Annotated in this window: 17 protein-coding genes; 5 read left to right on the top strand and 12 right to left on the bottom strand. The window is 73.5% G+C overall.

Features of this window, described 5'->3' with window-relative positions:
- Positions 1–33: 33 nt before the first annotated feature.
- From ACH4D3_RS34385 to ACH4D3_RS34370, 4 genes are all read right to left on the bottom strand, one after another.
- Entirely contained in the window at positions 34–723 is a 690-nt protein-coding gene (locus ACH4D3_RS34385; protein WP_398330543.1) for a DUF899 domain-containing protein, read from the bottom strand.
- A gap of 127 nt (positions 724–850) precedes the next feature.
- Positions 851–2,257, bottom strand: a complete 1,407-nt coding sequence (locus tag ACH4D3_RS34380; protein ID WP_398330540.1) for an amidohydrolase — start codon at positions 2,255–2,257, stop codon at positions 851–853.
- Positions 2,257–4,113: an FUSC family protein gene (locus tag ACH4D3_RS34375; RefSeq protein ID WP_398330538.1), complete on the bottom strand. Its 1,857-nt coding sequence runs from the start codon at positions 4,111–4,113 to the stop codon at positions 2,257–2,259. Before ACH4D3_RS34375 ends, ACH4D3_RS34380 begins: the two co-directional genes overlap by 1 nt.
- 207 nt (positions 4,114–4,320) lie before the next feature.
- On the bottom strand, positions 4,321–5,103 hold the full coding sequence (locus ACH4D3_RS34370; protein WP_398330535.1) for a nucleotidyltransferase domain-containing protein: 783 nt from the start codon (positions 5,101–5,103) through the stop codon (positions 4,321–4,323).
- 194 nt (positions 5,104–5,297) lie between these two features.
- On the opposite strand from ACH4D3_RS34370, the gene ACH4D3_RS34365 reads away from it, so the two are divergent.
- Positions 5,298–5,711, top strand: coding sequence for a RidA family protein (locus tag ACH4D3_RS34365; protein ID WP_398330532.1), 414 nt, complete (start codon positions 5,298–5,300; stop codon positions 5,709–5,711).
- A 43-nt stretch (positions 5,712–5,754) separates the two neighbouring features.
- On the opposite strand, the gene pip is transcribed toward ACH4D3_RS34365, so the two are convergent.
- The gene (pip, locus tag ACH4D3_RS34360; protein ID WP_398330530.1) at positions 5,755–6,726 is read right to left on the bottom strand and encodes a prolyl aminopeptidase; all 972 of its coding nucleotides are present in this window, start codon (positions 6,724–6,726) and stop codon (positions 5,755–5,757) included.
- A gap of 56 nt (positions 6,727–6,782) precedes the next feature.
- On the bottom strand, positions 6,783–7,496 hold the full coding sequence (locus ACH4D3_RS34355) for a uracil-DNA glycosylase (RefSeq protein ID WP_398330527.1): 714 nt from the start codon (positions 7,494–7,496) through the stop codon (positions 6,783–6,785).
- Between the two features lie 130 nt (positions 7,497–7,626).
- Here ACH4D3_RS34355 and ACH4D3_RS34350 point away from each other — a divergent pair, with 130 nt between their 5' ends.
- Entirely contained in the window at positions 7,627–8,166 is a 540-nt protein-coding gene (locus tag ACH4D3_RS34350; protein ID WP_398330526.1) for an RNA-binding S4 domain-containing protein, read from the top strand.
- Between the two features lie 28 nt (positions 8,167–8,194).
- On the opposite strand, the gene ACH4D3_RS34345 is transcribed toward ACH4D3_RS34350, so the two are convergent.
- The gene (locus ACH4D3_RS34345) at positions 8,195–8,659 is read right to left on the bottom strand and encodes a DoxX family protein (RefSeq protein ID WP_398330523.1); all 465 of its coding nucleotides are present in this window, start codon (positions 8,657–8,659) and stop codon (positions 8,195–8,197) included.
- Positions 8,660–8,787: 128 nt separating this feature from the next.
- Positions 8,788–9,480, bottom strand: coding sequence for a class I SAM-dependent methyltransferase (locus ACH4D3_RS34340; RefSeq protein WP_398330520.1), 693 nt, complete (start codon positions 9,478–9,480; stop codon positions 8,788–8,790).
- Positions 9,481–9,652: 172 nt separating this feature from the next.
- Here ACH4D3_RS34340 and ACH4D3_RS34335 point away from each other — a divergent pair, with 172 nt between their 5' ends.
- Positions 9,653–9,910 carry a DUF6343 family protein gene (locus ACH4D3_RS34335; RefSeq protein WP_398330517.1) on the top strand — a complete coding sequence of 86 codons (258 nt, stop codon included), beginning with the start codon at positions 9,653–9,655 and terminating at the stop codon, positions 9,908–9,910.
- Positions 9,911–9,961: 51 nt separating this feature from the next.
- On the opposite strand, the gene ACH4D3_RS34330 is transcribed toward ACH4D3_RS34335, so the two are convergent.
- From ACH4D3_RS34330 to rpsA, 4 genes are all read right to left on the bottom strand, one after another.
- Positions 9,962–10,342 carry a tetratricopeptide repeat protein gene (locus ACH4D3_RS34330; protein WP_398330515.1) on the bottom strand — a complete coding sequence of 127 codons (381 nt, stop codon included), beginning with the start codon at positions 10,340–10,342 and terminating at the stop codon, positions 9,962–9,964.
- 49 nt (positions 10,343–10,391) lie between these two features.
- The gene (gene coaE / locus ACH4D3_RS34325) at positions 10,392–10,994 is read right to left on the bottom strand and encodes a dephospho-CoA kinase (RefSeq protein WP_398330512.1); all 603 of its coding nucleotides are present in this window, start codon (positions 10,992–10,994) and stop codon (positions 10,392–10,394) included.
- A 32-nt stretch (positions 10,995–11,026) separates the two neighbouring features.
- Entirely contained in the window at positions 11,027–11,965 is a 939-nt protein-coding gene (locus ACH4D3_RS34320; RefSeq protein WP_398330509.1) for a PAC2 family protein, read from the bottom strand.
- 159 nt (positions 11,966–12,124) lie between these two features.
- Positions 12,125–13,636: a 30S ribosomal protein S1 gene (rpsA, locus tag ACH4D3_RS34315; protein ID WP_398330506.1), complete on the bottom strand. Its 1,512-nt coding sequence runs from the start codon at positions 13,634–13,636 to the stop codon at positions 12,125–12,127.
- A 375-nt stretch (positions 13,637–14,011) separates the two neighbouring features.
- Between rpsA and ACH4D3_RS34310 the strand changes: the two genes are divergently transcribed.
- Positions 14,012–14,824, top strand: a complete 813-nt coding sequence (locus tag ACH4D3_RS34310; RefSeq protein ID WP_398330611.1) for a class I SAM-dependent methyltransferase — start codon at positions 14,012–14,014, stop codon at positions 14,822–14,824.
- Positions 14,825–14,899: 75 nt separating this feature from the next.
- Positions 14,900–17,461 carry an ATP-dependent helicase HrpB gene (gene hrpB / locus ACH4D3_RS34305; RefSeq protein WP_398330503.1) on the top strand — a complete coding sequence of 854 codons (2,562 nt, stop codon included), beginning with the start codon at positions 14,900–14,902 and terminating at the stop codon, positions 17,459–17,461.
- The last annotated feature ends 35 nt before the right edge of the window (positions 17,462–17,496 follow it).

Here is a 17,496-nt window from a genome sequence, read left to right as displayed (position 1 = left end):
TCAGCCGTCCGGCCGTTTTCGCCACCGAGCGTCTCAGTCCTCGTACTCGTCGTGATAACGCACTCTCCCGCTGCCCGCGGGCGCACCGAGAGCCGACGCGCGCCCCTCCGGCTTCTCCCACGGCTCCCGCCGGCCGAGCGCGGTCAGGTCGAGCAGGCTGGTGGTGGAACCGAGCCCGTCGAGGCCGCGCTCGTACGTCGAGTAGGTGTGGAAGACCCGCTCGCGGTCCCGCAGGAAGCAGCTGAGCCCCGGCCGCTCGACCAGCTCGCCCTCGTGCTCCAGGGTCGCCTCGAAGTCGGTGTTGAAGTCGCTGACGTACGACGAGTACCAGGGCAGGGTCCAGCCCATCCGCGCCTTGAACGGCAGGATCCTGGGATACGGCGCCCGGGAGACGGCCGCGAAGGACGTACCGCGCGCCCTGAGGTGCGCGAGGTGCCCGATCTGGTCCAGGAACGCCGAGCAGCTGCGGCAGCCGGCGTCCCACTCGGGCGCGAACATGAAGTGATAGACGACGAGCTGCTCCCGGCCCTCGAAGAGGTCGAGCAGGTCGGCCTTTCCGTCGCCGCCCTCGAACACGTACTCCTTGTCGACCTCCACCATGGGCAGCCCGCGCCGTTCGGCGTTGAGGGCGTCACGCGCGCGGGTGGCCGCCTTCTCCTTGGCCAGTAAGGCCTCGCGCGCCGCGCGCCAGTCCGCGCGGGTGACGATCTCGGGCAGCGACATGCTCCAGCCTCCTGTACGACGGCACGGTCGGGCCGTCCGGGTGGTGACCGAAGGACGGAGCGGAACTCATCGCTGCTCGGCAAGATTCTTTTCGACGGGGCGCTGAACAGGCCTCTGACCAGGCCTTTCAGGTGTCGTACTCCTGGATGCGCCGGCCGTGCCCGCGGTCGGTCAGGGCGGGCAGCCGCTCCCCCAGTTCCCGGACCACCTCGGACACGTCCACGGTGAGCAGCTCGCGGTCCCGCATGAGGACGCGCCCGTCGACGATCGTCGTGCGCACGTCGGCGGAGCGCGCGCTGTGCACCAGGGTGGCGGCGAGGTCGTGCACGGGCTGGGTGTGCGGTCCGGTGAGGTCGACGAGGATCAGGTCCGCCCGCCGCCCCGGTGCGATGCGTCCCACGGCGTCCCCGAGCCCGACGGCCCGGGCGCTCTGCACGGTGGCGTGGTGGAGGGCCTGGCGGGAGGTCAGCCAGCGCGGGTCGCCCTCGGCGGACTTCTGGATCAGGGACGTGAGCGCCATCGACTCCCACACGTCCAGGGAGTTGTTGGACGCGGCACCGTCCGTGGCCAGCCCCACGGGGACGCCGATGTCACGCAGCGCGCGCACCGGTGTGGTGCCGGGCCAGCCGAACTTGAGGTAGCCGCGGGGCGCCGTCGCCACCGCCGTACGACCGCCCGCGCGCGCGAGGAGCGGCAGGTCGTCCTCGGTGATGCCGGTGCCGTGGGCGATGAGCACGTCGGTGTCGAGGACTCCGGTGCGTTCCAGGACCCCGATGGGGGTGACCCCGTGCCGGGCGAGGCTCGTGTCGGTCTGGTCGCGGTTCTCGGCGGCGTGCAGGTGCACGGGCAGTCCGTGGTCGCGGGCGAGTTCCGCGGTCGCGGCGAGGTCGGCGTCGACCACCGTGTAGGGGGCGTGCGGGGCGAGGGCCGTGGTGATCCGGCCGTCGGCGGAGTCGCGGCGGCGCAGTGCGAACTCCAGCGACGCCGCCAGACCCTCGGGCCCCTGCGAGGAGAAGTACGCCTGCCCGAGCTGTGCCCGCATCCCGCACCGGTCGACGACCGCGGCCACGGCGTCCATGTGGAAGTAGCTGTCCGCGAAGGCCGTGACGCCCGCGCGGATCATCTCGGCGCAGGCCAGCCGGGCGCCGAGGATCACGTCCCGGACCGTGAGGTTGGACTCGACGGGCCAGACGACGTCGTTGAACCATTCCTCCGTGGGCAGGTCCTCGGCGAGTCCGCGCAGGGCGACCATGGGCGTGTGCGTGTGGCAGTTGATCAGCCCGGGGAGGGCGACCTGACCCCGTGCGTCGATGCGGTCGGCGGCGGGCACCGCGGCCCCTGCCGCGGCGGTGGTCACGGAGTCGATGACTCCGCCGCGTACGACGACGGCGGCGTCCTGCTCGAATCCGATCCGTTCGTGCCCGTCGTGCACGAGGACGGTGCAGCCGGTGATGACGAGATCGGCGGGCCCGGCGGGTTCGGCGGGCCCGGCAGGCTCGGCGGATTCGGAGGGCTCGGGTGAGGGAGGCGTCATCACGCCAACGTACGGGGCCGTCCCACGCGTCCGCGCCGCTCGGCGAGTTCGTCCCGCAGCGCTGCAAGCCGTTCGGTGTGGCGGGGTGTGAGCCGCCCGGTGTCGTCGAGGTGCACGGCGCAGGCGGTGGTGGTGTCGACGAGCCGTTCGAGGACCGCCGCGACCTCGTCGGTGCCCTCGGAGTGCCGGGCGAGGGCGGGCAGTTCGGCGGCGGCACGGGCGATGGCGGCGCGGGCCTCGGCGAGCGTGCGGTAGGCCTCCCGGCGCAGCGTCCACCGGGCGGCGCGGTCGTCGGACTCGCTCAGTACGTGCGTGAGGTACGCGTGCGCGGCCGCGTCGGCGGCGTCGATGCCCGCCCGGATGCCGGCGCCCCGCTGCCCCGGCATCGGCAGGTGCCCGGCCACCAGCACGATCGCGCAGGCCAGCAGCGTCTCCCCGATGCGGCCGGCGGAGGCCTGCGGTTCGCCGCCGACCATGATCAGGGCGAGGACGAGAACGGTGACGACGGTGGTCTGGGCGGCGAAGTGCCGTGCGGCGACCGGCACCAGGGCACCGCAGACCGCGACCAGGACGACCAGGCCCTCGGGCCGGGGCAGCACGGCCGCGAACCCGGCGAACAGCAGCGCCCCGAACACCGTCCCGGCCGCCCGGCTCAGCACCCGGGACACGAGCGGACCGAGGTCGGGCTTGACGAGGAAGACGGCGGTGGCGGGCAGCCAGTACCAGTGCTGGTGGGAGCCGTACCAGTGACCGTGGTGCAACGCCTGCGCGACGGCGGCACTGGCGCCGAAGCACAGCCCGACCCGCAGCCCGTACTCCCGCCCGCCCGGGCCGAGCACGGCGCGCACCACGGAGCGGGGCGACCGCCTGCGGACGTGCAGGTCGGGGCCCCTGCCTCGGTCGAAGGCCTGCGCCGCGTGCAGCAGCGCGTCGTCCAGGGCGCGCAGGGCGGGATCGGTCCGGCTGGGGGCGGGCAGCGGCCCGGCGTGGGTGTTGCCGTGGACGGCCGCCGCGAGCCGCCGGGGGCCTTCGGCGGCCCGCGCGGGCACCGTCCGCTCCGCCCAGGCGAGTGCGGTCGCGGCCTCGCCGAGGGGCAGCGCGGCGGCGTACTGGGCGTGCAGCCGGCGTTCGGCGGCGGTGGCGGCGCGGCGCCGCAGCCGGGGTCCGGCGAGCGCGTCCTGCGCGTGGTCGAGGGCGGCGGTGAGCGCGGCCCGGCGGGCCACGGCGTGCTCCGTGCCGACCGCGTCGAGGAGCGCGGCGACGGCCTCGTAGACGTCGGCGACGGCAGCCCGCTCCCCGTCGAGGCGGAAGCCGAGGCGGAGGTCGCCGGTGACGGAGGTGGGTGTGGGCAGGACCAGCCGCAGCAGGAGCAGCCATCCGGCACCGGCGAGGAAGGCGAGGACGCTCCGCCACCCGGGGTCGGGCAGCGGCATCCCGGCACCCACGGCCGCGGTGACCAGCAGCTGCGTCCCCGTCCCGGACGCCACGGGCCCGACGGCGCTGACGCACCCGGCGGCCAGTCCGAGCCCGGTCAGCACCAGGGTCAGCGCCACGGCCCCGAGGTGCTGCCCGGCGTACGTCCCGACCAGCAGCCCGAGCGCCCCCGCGAGCGCGGGTACGCCGATCCGCCGTACGGAGGTACGGCGACTGCCCGGCCGGTCGTTGATGCCGGCCAGCATGGCGGCGATCGCGGCGACGACGCCGAGGGAGGCCCGCCCGGCGACCAGGGCGGCGGTCAGCAGCGGCCCGCCGGCCAGCGCGCCGCGGACCACCGCGTTCCAGGGCACGGGACCGCGCTGGGCGTTCAGGGCGTGGCCGAGCCAGGGCGGGAGCGCGTGGGCGGCGGTGCGGAACACGGGGTGCGGGGCTCCTGTCGTCCGGGCGAGGCGGTGGTGAGCCTTCGGGCGACGGTGGCCGGGCTGGGCGGTGCGCTGTCAAGCGTACGACGGGTTTTCAAAGGCACGGAAACGGGCTTGTTTCGGGGCGATGACGGCTGCCCCGCGCCCCGGAGCACTGCGCACCGAGCACTGCGATGCGGAGCACTGTGGTGCGGGGCGGGGCACTCAGGAGCGGGCGGCCTCCAGAGCCTCCCGCAGCAGGGTTCCGGCCTGTGTCACCGCCTCGTCCAGAGCCCGCGGCTCCGGCGTCAGACCGGCGAGCAGCACGTCCATCCCGTCCAGCCCGGCCCGCTCGACCAGCCCCTTCTCGTTCGTCACCCACTCCCCCCGTGCCGCCAGCACCGCGTGGGCCGTCTGGGTCGTGGCGAGGGCGAGCGCGCCGGCGACCTGGGTGAGGGCTCCCTTGGGGGCGTGGCCGGCCTGGGCGTAGGCGAGGGTGGCGGAGGCCGTGCCGTACCAGCGTTCGGGCGCGGTGGTGCGCAGGGCCTCCGGGTAGGCGGCGGGGCGGGGCGGGTCTCCGCGCAGCACCTTGTTGATCGCCAGCTCGGCGACCACGAGGTAGGTCGGGATGCCCGCCAGATGGAACATCAGCGGCTCGACGCCGAAGCGGCCCGCCTCCGCCTCCGTCATCTCGTGCTCCACCACGTCGAGGTCGCGGTAGTGCACGTCGACCCGGCGCTCGTCGATCGTCAGCCAGGCGCCCCCGTTGAAGACTCCGCCGCCCCAGGCGCCGAGCTCGGAGACCTCTCCGGGCCAGCCGACGGCGCGCAGGTCCGCCGGGTCGAAGGCACCCCGGTAGTAGACGGCCAGGTCCCAGTCGCTGTCCGGTCCGTGCGTGCCCTGGGCCCGGGAGCCGCCGAGGGTGACCGCGCGGACCGCGGGCAGGGCGGCGAGCCGGTCGGCCGTGGTGTCGAGGAAGGCCTGGTCCGTGAGGGTGGGCGTGGGCACGGGTGGGGGCTCCTGACGTTGCGGGGCGGGACGGGCCGACGCCGGGGAGCCTAGGCGGCCGGCGTGCGGGCCGCGAGCGAAATTCGGGTGCGCCGCGCGGCCGGAGAACGGACGATCGGGAGGTTACCCGCCCGCCTTTCCCCGCCTTTCCCCCGTCTTCCCCCTTCTTCCCGCCCGTCGTCCCAGGAGTCCACATGATCCAGCGCGTCACCGTGCCCGGCCTCTTCCCGCCGCCCGTCTACTCCCACGCCTCCGTCGTCGAGGCCGGGACCAGGCTCGCGTTACTCGCCGGCTCCGTTCCGCTCGACGCGGAGGGGAAACTGGTCGGCGAGGGCGATCCGGTCCGTCAGGCCCAGCAGGTGCTCGCGAACCTCACCGAGCAACTGCGTGCCGTCGGGAGCGGGCTGGAGCACGTGCTGTCGACCGATGTGTACGTGGTGAGCGCCGAGACCGCCGCGCTGTCCGCCGTCTGGGACGTGGTCGAGGCGTCCGGGCTCAGCACCGGTCCGCACTCCTCGACGCTGCTCGGGGTGAGCTGCCTCGGCTATCCGGGTCAGCTGGTGGAGATCACCGCGACCGCGGTCGTGCCGGAGAGCGGCCGCCCGTAAGCCGGGAGTCGGACGGCGCTACGAGTGGCGGCCCCAAGGGGCGTCAATCCGCGGTGTCGCGGTGGGCGTACTTGTCCGTCGCCGCCAGCAGGGCCTCGTCGCCGGTCGCCCCGGCGTCGTGTCCGGCCTCGTCCACGATCACCAGCTCGCTGCCCGGCCAGGCGTGGTGGAGCCGCCAGACGATGCCGAGGAGGTTGCCGAAGTCGAGGCTGCCCTGGACCAGGGTGCCGGGGATGCCCTTCAGCAGGTGCGCGTCCCCGAGGACCACGCCCTCGTCGTTGCCGTCGCCGAGGAAGTGGTCGTTGCCCCAGTAGTGCGTGACGGTACGGGCGAAGCCCATGCGGAAGTCCGGGTCCTCGTAGCGGGCGACCGAGCGGGGCGGTGCGGGGACGGCCGCCGTCTCCCAGTCGGTCCAGGCACGCGCGGCCCGTTCGCGGACCGCCGGGTCCGGGGACTCCAGCAGCCGGTTGTAGGCGGCGGCCAGGTTCCCGTCGCGGGCGTCCGGAGGCAGTTCGGCGAGGAACCGCTCGTGGGCCTCGGGAAAGATCTTCCCCAAGCCTCGCGTCAGGAGGGCCACTTCGGCGTTGGAACCGGTGGCGACGCCGGTCAGCACCAGCTCGGTCACCACGCCGGGGTGCGTCTGCGCGTACCGCAGGCCCAGGACCGAGCCCCAGGAGACGCCCCACACCAGCCAGCGATCGATGCCCAGGTGGGCCCGCAGCCGCTCCAGGTCCGCCATGAGGTGGGCGGTCGTGTTGACGCTCATGTCCGTGTCGGGGGCGCTCGCGCGGGGCAGCGAACGCCCGGCGCCGCGCTGGTCGAGGAGGACGATCCGGTAGGCGGCGGGGTCGAAGTAGCGCCGGTGCCCCGGACTCGCGCGGCTGCCGGGCCCGCCGTGCAGCACCACCGCGGGCTTGCCGTGCGGGTTCCCGCAGGTCTCCCAGTACACCTGGTTGCCGTCCCCGACGTCGAGCATGCCGTGGTCGTACGGTTCGATCTCCTGATACAGGCCCATCGGAGCACCGTACCGGCGGCCGCCCTGGGCGATCATCCCCTTTTGCGGGGCGGGCCTCACCGGGTGGGCAGCCCCGCCGTGTCCGCCGCCGTGCGCAGCACGTCGCGCAGCATCTCGGGGGTGAGCCGGCCGGTGAAGGTGTTGCGCTGGCTGACGTGGAAGCAGCCGAAGAGGTGCAGGCCCGGCCCGTCGGCGGCGTCCAGGGTCACCTGCGCGCCGTGGGCGAAGGCGGGACGGGGGCGGGGTACGGTCCAGCCCGCCCCGGCGAACGCGGGCAGCGCCGCCTGCCAGCCGAAGGCCCCGAGGACGAGCACGGCCCGCAGTGTCGGCCGCAGCAGCCCCAGCTCCTGGACGAGCCAGGAACGGCAGGTGTCCCGTTCGGCGGGGGTGGGCCTGTTCGCGGGCGGGGCGCAGTGCACGGGCGAGGTGACGCGCACGCCGTACAGTTCCAGGCCGTCGTCCACGCGGACCACGGTGGGCTGCGAGGCGAGGCCCACGTCGTACAGCGCCCGGTACAGCACGTCGCCGGAGCGGTCGCCGGTGAACATCCGGCCGGTGCGATTGCCGCCGTGGGCCGCGGGCGCCAGGCCGACGATCAGCAGCCGCGCGTCCGGCGGGCCGAAGCCGGGCACGGGCCGGCCCCAGTAGGTCCAGTCGGCGAAGGCGGCCCGTTTGGTACGGGCCACCTCTTCCCGCCACTCGACCAGCCGCGGGCAGGCCCGGCATCCCACGATGCGCTGGTCGAGTACGGAAAGGCCGCCGGTGTCCATGCATCCACCGTAAGACCCACTCCGGCACGAGTGGGCCGCGTGAGCCCTGGGTGGCCCCCGTCCGTGGGGGCGTTCGCCGGCCGCCGAAATTGCGGCCCGCCGCGCCGCGCCGGGCGGTTAGGGTCGAACCATGGCTTCCGAGCATGACGAAGGCGGGAGCGGCCCGGTGGCCGCACCGCATGACGGCGCCGCTGCCGCGGCCGGGACCCCGGACCCGACGACGACGGCGGCGATCGCCGCCGCCCAGGCGGCCGGGCCGCAGAGCGGCGAGAGCGTCCGCGTGGACAGCTGGATCTGGGCCGTCCGCCTGATCAAGACCCGTTCCCTGGGCGCGACCGCCTGCCGCGGCGGGCATGTCCGGGTGAACGGCGAGCGGGTGAAGCCCGCGTACTCGCTCCGCGTCGGCGACGAGGTACGCCTGCGGCAGGAGGGCCGGGAACGGGTCGTCGTCGTGAAACGGCTGATCCGCAAGCGCGTCGGTGCCCCGGTCGCCGTCCAGTGCTACGTCGACAACTCGCCGCCGCCCCCGCCCCGCGAGGCCGTCGCCCCGGCCGGCATCCGCGACCGCGGCGCCGGCCGTCCCACCAAGCGCGACCGCCGAGAGATGGACCGGCTGCGCGGACTGGAGGGCCTGAGCAGGTCCCGGAGGGACGCGGAGACCGGGCCCTGAGCGTCCGTGCACGGGTCCGGCCCGGTGGTCAGCCGCGTCGGACCCGGGCGCGCAGCAGTCGGCGCAGCTCCTCGTTGTGCCCGCGGCGGACCCGGGCGACGATCAGGAGCGGCACCATCAGGATCAGCGGTGTCGCCGCGTTCGCACCGTCGAAGTAGGTGAGCTGGACGACGAACGCACCCACCATCAGCGCGCTCAGCGCCGTCGCCGCCACCGACTGCAGCACCGGGACGAGCAGGGCGACCGCTCCCGTCAGCTCAAGGACACCGATCGCGTACATGCCCGCGTCGCCCCAGCCCATCTCGGCGAAGGTGTCGGCCGCCGAGGAGTGCGCGATCAGCTTGGGCAGGGCGCTCGCGAAGGCGAAGAACAACGCGAGGAGCACCTGCACGACGCGCAGGGTGACCCGGAGGCCGCGCGGGCGGGCCGGGACGGCGGCGGTGGGGGCGAGGGTGGCTGTGGCGGGGGCGGGGGAAGCGGTGGTTTCGGACATGGCGATCTCCTGAGCGAGCGGTCCGTGCTGCTGTCGGGTTACAGACCGCCGGCCGTCCCGGAACTCATCGCCGGATCGGGCCCCGGCTCGCCTTCGCCCTTGCCGGGCCCCCGAGTCTGCCCTTGCCCCTACCCCTCCCCCTGCCGCACGGGCACGGCCCTGACCCATGTCCCGTCGTCGGTGAGATACCGGTCCACCGCGAGTCCCGCCTCCCCCAGTGCCTCCTCGAACTGCTCCGTGGTCAGCGGCCGGGCCCGGAAGGTCTGGGTCCAGACCGCGTCCGGGAACTCGTACTCCGCCCGGACCGAGTTGACGCCGTCACCCACCGGGTCCGCCGACAGGATCCGGATGGTGAAGCCGCTGGGGTCCACCCGCTCACGCGGCAGATTCGTGTGGTAGTCCGGCCCCTCCCGCTGGATCAGTACACAGCCGTCCTCCGCCACGTGCCGGGCGCAGGTGCGCAGCAGGCTCCGCCGCACCTCGACGTCCCCGGCGTGCACGAGGAACGACGCCAGCATCACGGCGTCGAAGCGCTCGCCGAGGGCGAGGTCCTCGATCGGGCTGCATATCGTGCGTGCTCCGCGCACGCGCTCCAGCATCTCGGCGGACTCGTCCACCGCGGTGACCCCGAACCCCCGCTCCAGCAGGGGGTGCGTCATCCGCCCCACCCCGCTGCCCAGCTCCAGTATCCGCGCACCCCCGGGCACGGCGGCGGCGACGATGTCCGGCTCGGCTCCGACCGGCAGCCGCGAATAGAGCTCGACCGCGCAGCCGTCCGGGGTGATGGCCCCGGGTCCCGTCCCCTGGTGTCCCTCTCGCATGCTCAGTTCCATATCCGTCCAACGGCCCGCCCCCGCACACCCGTTCCCCCTCACCCTCGGTTCACCCGACCGAGTGAACACGCGCCGTCCCGCGGTGCGGTCGGTCCGTGGATGCGCCTCGTTTCCCCCTCGGCGCGCGCCGCAGTACGTTCGATACAGGAGTGGTGAACCGATGCGTACGGGCAGTGAACCGGCCACCGCGCGCAGTGCCCTGCGGGCGCGGTTCTGGCTGAGCCTGTGGGGGCTGGTCTGGGCGATCTTCGGCACCGCCGTCTTCGCGCTCACCGGGCACTTCGGCTGGGCGGTCGCCTGCGGGGTGCTGTGGCTCGTCGTCACGGCCGATCTGACGATGATCCTCCGGCACCTCCGCCAGGGCCCGCACTACCAGCCGGGCCGGAACATCCCGCCGTACCTGCCACCGAGGCACTGACCTCAGGAGCCGACCGTCAGAAGCCGACCGTCAGAAGTCGGCCGGCCGCCGTCAGGCGTCGAAGCGCGCCTGCTGCAGGTACTCCGGGTTGGGGTCCAGGGCCGCCGCCAGCCGGAAATGGCGCCGGGCCTGGCCGGGGCAGCCCCGGCGCTCGAAGGTGCGGGCGAGGGCGAAGTGCGCGAACGCGTTGTCCGGCTCGCGCTCCAGGACGATGGTGAACTCCAGCTCGGCCGGACGCAGTTGCGCCGCCGCGAAGAAGGCACGCGCGCGCAGCAGCCGGGCGGCCGTGTTCTCGGGGTGGGCGCCGATGACACCGTCGAGCAGTTTCACCGCGCCGCGCGGATCACGCGCCGCGAGCAGTTGCTCGGCGGCACGGAAGTCGATGACATCCGTCTCCGGAGTACGTCCGGTCGGACCGCTTGTCTCGGGCACGGCTGAGTCCTTCCCTCGCTGGAAGGGATCAACGCACGCGCCGGACCCGCTATTCCGTGTGCGCCCCGCTCACGAGTTCGTCCCAGACCTCCCCGACGCGCCGCCGCAGCTCCTCCAGCGGTACGTCGTTGTCGACGATCACGTCCGCGATCTCCCGGCGCTGCTCGCGTGTCGCCTGGGCGGCCATGCGGGCCCGTGCGTCCTGCTCGGCCATGCCGCGCAGCCGCACCAGCCGGTCGAGCTGGGTGGCGGGGGCGGCGTCCACGACGACCACGAGGTCGTACAGCGGCGCCAGGCCGTTCTCGGTGAGCAGGGGGACGTCGTGAACGACGACGGCGTCCTCGGCGGCGGCCTCCTCCAGAGCACTGGAGCGCTCGCGGACCAGGGGGTGCACGATGCCGTTCAGGACGGCCAGCTTCTCGGGGTCGGCGAACACGATCGAGCCGAGTCTCGGCCGGTCCAGGCTGCCGTCCTCGGCCAGGACGTCCTCGCCGAACGCCGCCACGACCGCGGCGAGCCCCGGTGTTCCGGGGGCGACGACCTCGCGCGCGATCCTGTCGGCGTCGATCAGTACGGCACCGTGCTCGACGAGGAGCCGTGACACCTCGCTCTTGCCGGCGCCGATCCCGCCGGTCAGGCCAACCCTCAGCATGAGCGGAAGCTTAGAGGGTGCCGGTCACGGCGTCAGCCGTCGCCCTCCCGCTCGGCGAGGAACCGTTCGAACTCGCGGCCGATCTCGTCGGCGGAGGGGATCTCGACGGGTTCGGCGAGCATGTTGCCCCGGGTCTCGGCACCGGCGGCCGCGTCGTACTGGTGCTCGAGGCCCTGGACGAGGGCGATGAGCTCCTCGTCGCCCTCCTGGATCTGCCGGTCGATCTCCGTCTGGGTGCGGTGGGCGTCCGTGCGCAGGGAGTGCGCGATGCCCGGCAGGACCAGGCCGGTCGCCGCGGTGATCGCCTCCAGGACGGTCAGCGCCGCGTCCGGGTACGCGGAGCGGGCGACGTAGTGCGGGACGTGCGCGGCGACGCCGAGCACGTCGTGCCCGGCCTGCGCGAGCCGGTACTCGACGAGTGCCTCCGCGCTGCCGGGGACCTGCGCCTCCTCGAAGGGGCTGCGATGGCCCGGCACGAGGTCGGTCCGGTTGCCGTGCGGGGTGATGCCGACCGGCCGGGTGTGCGGGACGCCCATGGGAATGCCGTGGAAGCTCACCGCCAGGCGGACGCCCAGACGCTCCACGATCTGTCCCACGGCCGCGGCGAAGCGCTCCCACTCCACGTCCGGCTCGGGGCCGGACAGGAACAGGAAGGGCGCCCCGGTGGCGTCCTGGACGAGGCGCACCTCGATGGTGGGTTCCTCGTAGTCCGTCCAGGTGTCCCGCTTGAAGGTCAGCAGCGGCCGGCGGGCCCGGTAGTCCACGAGCCGATCGTGGTCGAAACGGGCGACGACCTGGTGGGGCAGCGAATCGAGCACCTGGTCGACGATCTGGTCGCCGGTCTCCCCGGCGTCGATGTATCCGTCGAAGTGGTACAGCATGACCAGTCCGGCCGACTCCTGGGCGAGTGCCATGTCGACGACGGCAAGGCCCTTGGGCTCCCAGGTGTACAAATCCTGCGGATCAAGCACGGTGACCGCTCCCCTCCTCGTGTTCGTACGTCACAACGCCCTTGCGGGGTGGGGCATTCCCGGAGGGAAGCACGGAAGGGGCCGCACCTCGAAAGGTGCGGCCCCTCGGTCAACCGCCATGCTTCAACCGCTGTGTGTCAGCGGCCGGTGTGCAGAGCTTCAGCTCTGGCCGCCGGCCAGCTTCTCGCGCAGCGCGGCCAGCGCCTCGTCCGACGCCAGGGCGCCGGAGTTGTCGCCGCCCTCGGAGGAGTACGAGCCGCCGCCGCCACCGCCGCCGGACGTGGCCTGAGCCGCACCCGCGGTGTCGACACCCTCGGCAGCGGCCTTCTCGTCCGCCTCGCGGGACTTGATGACCTGCGCCTGGTGCTGCTCGAAGCGCTGCTGGGCCTCGGCGTACTGCGTCTCCCAGGCCTCGCGCTGGGTCTCGTAGCCCTCGAGCCAGTCGTTGGTCTCGGGGTCGAAGCCCTCGGGGTAGATGTAGTTGCCCTGGTCGTCGTAGGACGCGGCCATGCCGTACAGGGTCGGGTCGAACTCGACCGTGGACGGGTCGGCACCGAAGGCCTCGTTGGCCTGCTTCAGCGAGAGGCTGATGCGACGGCGCTCGAGGTCGATGTCGATGACCTTGACGAAGATCTCGTCGTTGACCTGGACGACCTGCTCCGGGATCTCCACGTGGCGCTCGGCCAGCTCGGAGATGTGGACCAGACCCTCGATGCCCTCGTCGACGCGGACGAACGCACCGAACGGAACCAGCTTCGTGACCTTGCCGGGCACGACCTGGCCGATCTGGTGGGTGCGGGCGAACTGCTGCCACGGGTCTTCCTGGGTCGCCTTCAGCGACAGGGAGACACGCTCGCGGTCCATGTCGACGTCGAGGACCTCGACGGTGACCTCCTGGCCGACCTCGACGACCTCGGAGGGGTGGTCGATGTGCTTCCAGGACAGCTCGGAGACGTGGACCAGACCGTCGACGCCACCCAGGTCCACGAAGGCACCGAAGTTGACGATCGAGGAGACGACGCCGGAACGGACCTGACCCTTCTGGAGGGTCGTGAGGAACGTCTGGCGGACCTCGGACTGGGTCTGCTCCAGCCAGGCACGGCGGGACAGGACCACGTTGTTGCGGTTCTTGTCCAGCTCGATGATCTTCGCCTCGAGCTCCTTGCCCACGTAGGGCTGGAGGTCGCGGACGCGGCGCATCTCGACCAGGGAGGCCGGGAGGAAGCCGCGGAGGCCGATGTCGAGGATGAGACCACCCTTGACGACCTCGATGACGGTACCGGTGACGATGCCGTCCTCTTCCTTGATCTTCTCGATGGTGCCCCAGGCCCGCTCGTACTGGGCACGCTTCTTCGAGAGGATCAGGCGGCCTTCCTTGTCCTCCTTCTGGAGAACAAGGGCCTCGATCTCGTCACCGACGGCGACGACCTCGTTGGGGTCGACGTCGTGCTTGATCGAGAGCTCGCGGCTCGGGATGACACCTTCGGTCTTGTAACCGATGTCGAGCAGGACCTCGTCCCGGTCGACCTTCACGATGACGCCGTCGACGATGTCGCCGTCGTTGAAGTACTTGATCGTCTCGTCGATCGCGGCGAGGAAGGCTTCCTCGTTACCGATGTCGTTGACCGCAACCTGCGGGGTGGTGGCGGTGGTCTCGGTGCTGCTCGTCATGTGGGAAAGGGCTCCGGTACGGACATTGAAGTCGTAGGTACTGCTTACGCCGGGAGCCCGTTTCGCTCTGCAGAAGCCGGACAGCCAAGGAAGCCTCACCGAAATCCACTGGTGACGCCTCGAGAACCGAGGGGACATACAACAGATGCGAGCGCGACCTGCTACGTCTGAGGTGCGCAGGCCCGCAGCGCAACTTGTAGCATACGGGGGCAGCCGGGCAGGGTCAATGCGCGAAGCCGCACACCCGGGGCGGATCGTCGCATACCCGGCACAAAAGCCGTCTCCCGAGGCCACACGGACCCCTGGATGCCCCTTGCGTGACACGAGGGGCGGGCGGCACGGAAGAGCCCGCAGACTAGTACGAGGGAGCCGGTCATCCAAGAGGGAGTCGAAGCATCCGAACCCGAGGCCACCCGGCGTGCCGCCGGGGTCACGGAGAGTTCCCGCGCCAACCGCGGCTGGTGGGACCGGAACGCGGACGAGTACCAGACCGAGCACGGCACCTTCCTCGGCGACGACCGCTTCGTGTGGTGTCCCGAGGGCCTGGACGAGGTGGAGGCCGAGCTGCTCGGCCCGCCGGAGGACCTGAAGGGCAAGGACGTCCTGGAGATCGGCGCCGGCGCGGCCCAGTGCGCGCGCTGGCTGACCGCCCAGGGCGCCCGTCCGGTGGCCCTGGACCTCTCCCACCGCCAGCTCCAGCACGCCCTGCGCATCGGCGTCTCGTTCCCCCTGGTGTGTGCCGACGCGTCGGTGCTGCCCTTCGCGGACGGCTCGTTCGACCTGGCGTGCTCGGCGTACGGGGCGCTGCCCTTCGTCGCCGACCCGCGGCTGGTGCTGCGGGAGGTGCGCCGGGTGCTGCGGCCCGGCGGCCGCTTCGTCTTCTCGGTCACGCACCCGCTGCGCTGGGCGTTCCCGGACGAGCCGGGGCCCGAGGGGTTGTCGGTCTCCGCCTCGTACTTCGACCGGACGCCGTACGTCGAGCAGGACGACGAGGGCCTCGCGGTGTACGTCGAGCACCACCGGACGCTCGGTGACCGGGTGCGGGACGTGGTGACGTCGGGGTTCCGGCTGGTGGACCTGGTGGAGCCGGAGTGGCCGGACTGGAACACCTCGGAGTGGGGCGGCTGGTCGCCGCTGCGCGGGCATCTGATCCCGGGGACGGCGATCTTCGTCTGCGAGCGCGACTGAGCCGTACCCGCATCGCACCGGTGCGGGCCCACGCGCGCGTGGAGGGCGCTTTCGCGGACGTACGACACTGGGGGCGTGATCCGTTACGACGCCCTGGACGCGCTGCCCGTGCGCGGCGCCCTGCCCGCGCTGCACGACGCCCTGGAGGGACACGGCACGGCGGTGCTGGTCGCGCCGCCCGGCACCGGCAAGACGACGCTGGTGCCGCTGGCGCTGGCCGGGCTGCTGGACGGGGAGGGGGCTCCCGTGCGGCGCGTGGTCGTGGCCGAGCCGCGGCGGATCGCCGCGCGGGCGGCGGCCCGGCGTATGGCGTGGCTGCTGGGTGAGAAGCCGGGCGCGAGTGTGGGGTACACCGTGCGCGGGGAGCGGGTCGTGGGGCGCCACGCGCGCGTGGAGGTCGTCACGACGGGCGTGCTGTTGCAGCGGCTCCAGCGGGACCAGGAGCTGACGGGCGTCGACGCGGTGGTGCTCGACGAGTGCCACGAGCGGCATCTGGACGCGGACACGTCGGCGGCGTTCCTGTGGGACGTACGGCAGGCCCTGCGGCCCGAGCTGCGGCTGGTGGCCGCGTCGGCCACGACCGACGCGGAGGGCTGGTCCCGGCTGCTGGGCGGCGCGCCGGTCGTCGAGGCGCACGGCGTGTCGTATCCCGTCGAGACCGTGTGGGCGCCGCCTGCGCGTCCGGTGCGGCCGCCGCACGGGATGCGGGTGGACCCGGCGCTGCTCGCCCATGTGGCCTCCGTGGTGCGGCGGGCGCTGGCCGAGCGGGACGGGGACGTCCTGTGTTTCCTGCCGGGGGTGGGCGAGATCTCCCGCGTCGCCGGGCAGCTCGGGTCGATGTCGGACGTCGATGTGCTTCAGGTGCACGGGCGGGCGCCCGCCGCCGTGCAGGACGCTGTGCTGGCGCCCGGTGCGCGGCGCAGGGTGGTGCTGGCGACCTCGGTGGCCGAGTCGTCGCTGACGGTTCCGGGCGTGCGGGTGGTCGTGGACGCCGGGCTGGCGCGGGAACCGAGGGTGGACCACGCGCGCGGGCTGAGCGCGCTGACGACGGTACGGGCCTCGCGGGCGGCGGCCCGGCAGCGGGCGGGCCGCGCCGGACGCGAGGCGTCCGGGGTGGTGTACCGCTGCTGGGCGGAGGCGGAGGACGCCCGTCTGCCGCGGTTCCCGGCACCGGAGATCAGGGTGGCCGACCTGACGGCGTTCGCGCTGCAGGCGGCCTGCTGGGGCGATCCGGACGCCTCCGGTCTGGCGCTGCTCGATCCACCGCCCGGCGGGGCGATGACGGCCGCCCGGTCGGTGCTGGAGGCGGTCGGCGCCGTGGACTGGGCGGGGCGGGCGACCGAGCGAGGCGTACGCCTGTCCCGCCTCGGCCTGCACCCCCGGCTGGGCCGGGCCCTCCTGGACGCGGCGGAGCTGAGCGCGGGGGCTTCGCCCCGGGCCGCCTCGGGGGCGGGCGGCTCCGGGAGCGGTGGGGCCGAGGTGGTCGCCGAGGTGGTGGGCCTGCTGAGCGAGGAGGCGCCGCGGGAGTACGGGGACGACCTCGTGTCCGTACTGCGGGCCGCCCGGCGCGGAGGGGACGCGTACGGAGCCCGGTGGCGGGCCGAGGTGCGGCGCCTGAGGGCAGCCGTGGAGGGCGGCGACGGCGGGCGGGGACAGCGAGCCGGTGAGGACGTTCTCGCCGGGGTGGTTGCCGCGCTGGCGTTTCCGGAGCGGGTGGCCAGGAAGGACGGCGGCTCGTATCTGATGGTCTCCGGCACCCGGGCGGAACTTCCGCGGGCGTCGGCGCTGCGCGGGGCGCCGTGGATCGCCGTCGCCGTGGCCGACCGGCCCGTGGGAAGGGGGCACGCGCGCGTGCAGCTCGGCGCGGCCGTCGACGAGGAGACGGCCCGGCTCGCGGCGGGGGCGCTGCTGACGGAACGCGACGAGGTGCACTGGGCCGACGGCGACGTGGTGGCCCGGCGGGTCGAACGGCTCGGGGCGGTGGAACTCGCGGTGCGGCCCCTCGCCGACGCCGACCCCGTACTCGTACGGGGCGCCCTGCTGGAGGGGCTGCGACGGGAGGGGTTCGGGCTGCTGCGGCGCTCGGCCGACGCCGACCTGCTGCGCAAGCGGCTCGCGTTCCTGCGGCGCCGGCTGGGCGAGCCCTGGCCGGACGTCACCGACGACACGCTGCTCGCGCGCGCGGACGAATGGCTGGAGCCCGAGTTGAGCCGCGCCCGGCGGCGGGCCGACCTGGGGCGGATCGATGCCGGGCAGGCGCTGACGCGGTTGCTGCCCTGGGCATCGGGGGAGGCGGCGCGGCTCGACGAGCTGGCCCCCGAGCGGATCCTCGTCCCCAGTGGGTCCAGGATCCGGATCGACTACGACGACCCCGAACAGCCCGTGCTCGCGGTGAAGTTGCAGGAGATGTTCGGGCTCCAGCGGTCGCCCGAGATCGCCGGGGTGCCGCTCCTCGTGCATCTCCTGTCCCCCGCGGGCCGTCCGGCCGCGGTCACCGCCGATCTGGCCTCGTTCTGGAAGGACGGCTACACCGGCGTACGGGCGGAGCTGCGCGGCCGGTATCCGAAGCATCCGTGGCCCGAGGACCCGGCCACGGCGGAGCCGACCCGGTACACGAAGGCCCGGCTCGGCAAGTGACCGCGGCCCGGCGGGGCGGGGAGCGCCTCGCCGGG

Origin of the sequence: Streptomyces sp. NPDC018026, assembly GCF_044327745.1 — a bacterium.
Lineage (GTDB): Bacteria > Actinomycetota > Actinomycetes > Streptomycetales > Streptomycetaceae > Streptomyces > Streptomyces rubrogriseus.
The sequence above is the reverse complement of the archived record's forward strand: the minus strand, read 5'-3'. Positions and strand labels throughout refer to the sequence as shown.

Bases quoted from the DNA above. Each gene is read 5' to 3' on its own strand.
- coaE (WP_398330512.1), bottom strand. From the start codon at position 10,994: ATGCTGAGGGTTGGCCTGACCGGCGGGATCGGCGCCGGCAAGAGCGAG.
- ACH4D3_RS34345 (WP_398330523.1), bottom strand. From the start codon at position 8,659: ATGTCCGAAACCACCGCTTCCCCCGCCCCCGCCACAGCCACCCTCGCC.
- ACH4D3_RS34355 (WP_398330527.1), bottom strand. From the start codon at position 7,496: ATGGACACCGGCGGCCTTTCCGTACTCGACCAGCGCATCGTGGGATGC.
- ACH4D3_RS34340 (WP_398330520.1), bottom strand. From the start codon at position 9,480: ATGCGAGAGGGACACCAGGGGACGGGACCCGGGGCCATCACCCCGGAC.
- ACH4D3_RS34385 (WP_398330543.1), bottom strand. From the start codon at position 723: ATGTCGCTGCCCGAGATCGTCACCCGCGCGGACTGGCGCGCGGCGCGC.
- ACH4D3_RS34350 (WP_398330526.1), top strand. From the start codon at position 7,627: ATGGCTTCCGAGCATGACGAAGGCGGGAGCGGCCCGGTGGCCGCACCG.
- ACH4D3_RS34365 (WP_398330532.1), top strand. From the start codon at position 5,298: ATGATCCAGCGCGTCACCGTGCCCGGCCTCTTCCCGCCGCCCGTCTAC.
- ACH4D3_RS34335 (WP_398330517.1), top strand. From the start codon at position 9,653: ATGCGTACGGGCAGTGAACCGGCCACCGCGCGCAGTGCCCTGCGGGCG.
- rpsA (WP_398330506.1), bottom strand. From the start codon at position 13,636: ATGACGAGCAGCACCGAGACCACCGCCACCACCCCGCAGGTTGCGGTC.
- pip (WP_398330530.1), bottom strand. From the start codon at position 6,726: ATGGGCCTGTATCAGGAGATCGAACCGTACGACCACGGCATGCTCGAC.
- ACH4D3_RS34380 (WP_398330540.1), bottom strand. From the start codon at position 2,257: ATGACGCCTCCCTCACCCGAGCCCTCCGAATCCGCCGAGCCTGCCGGG.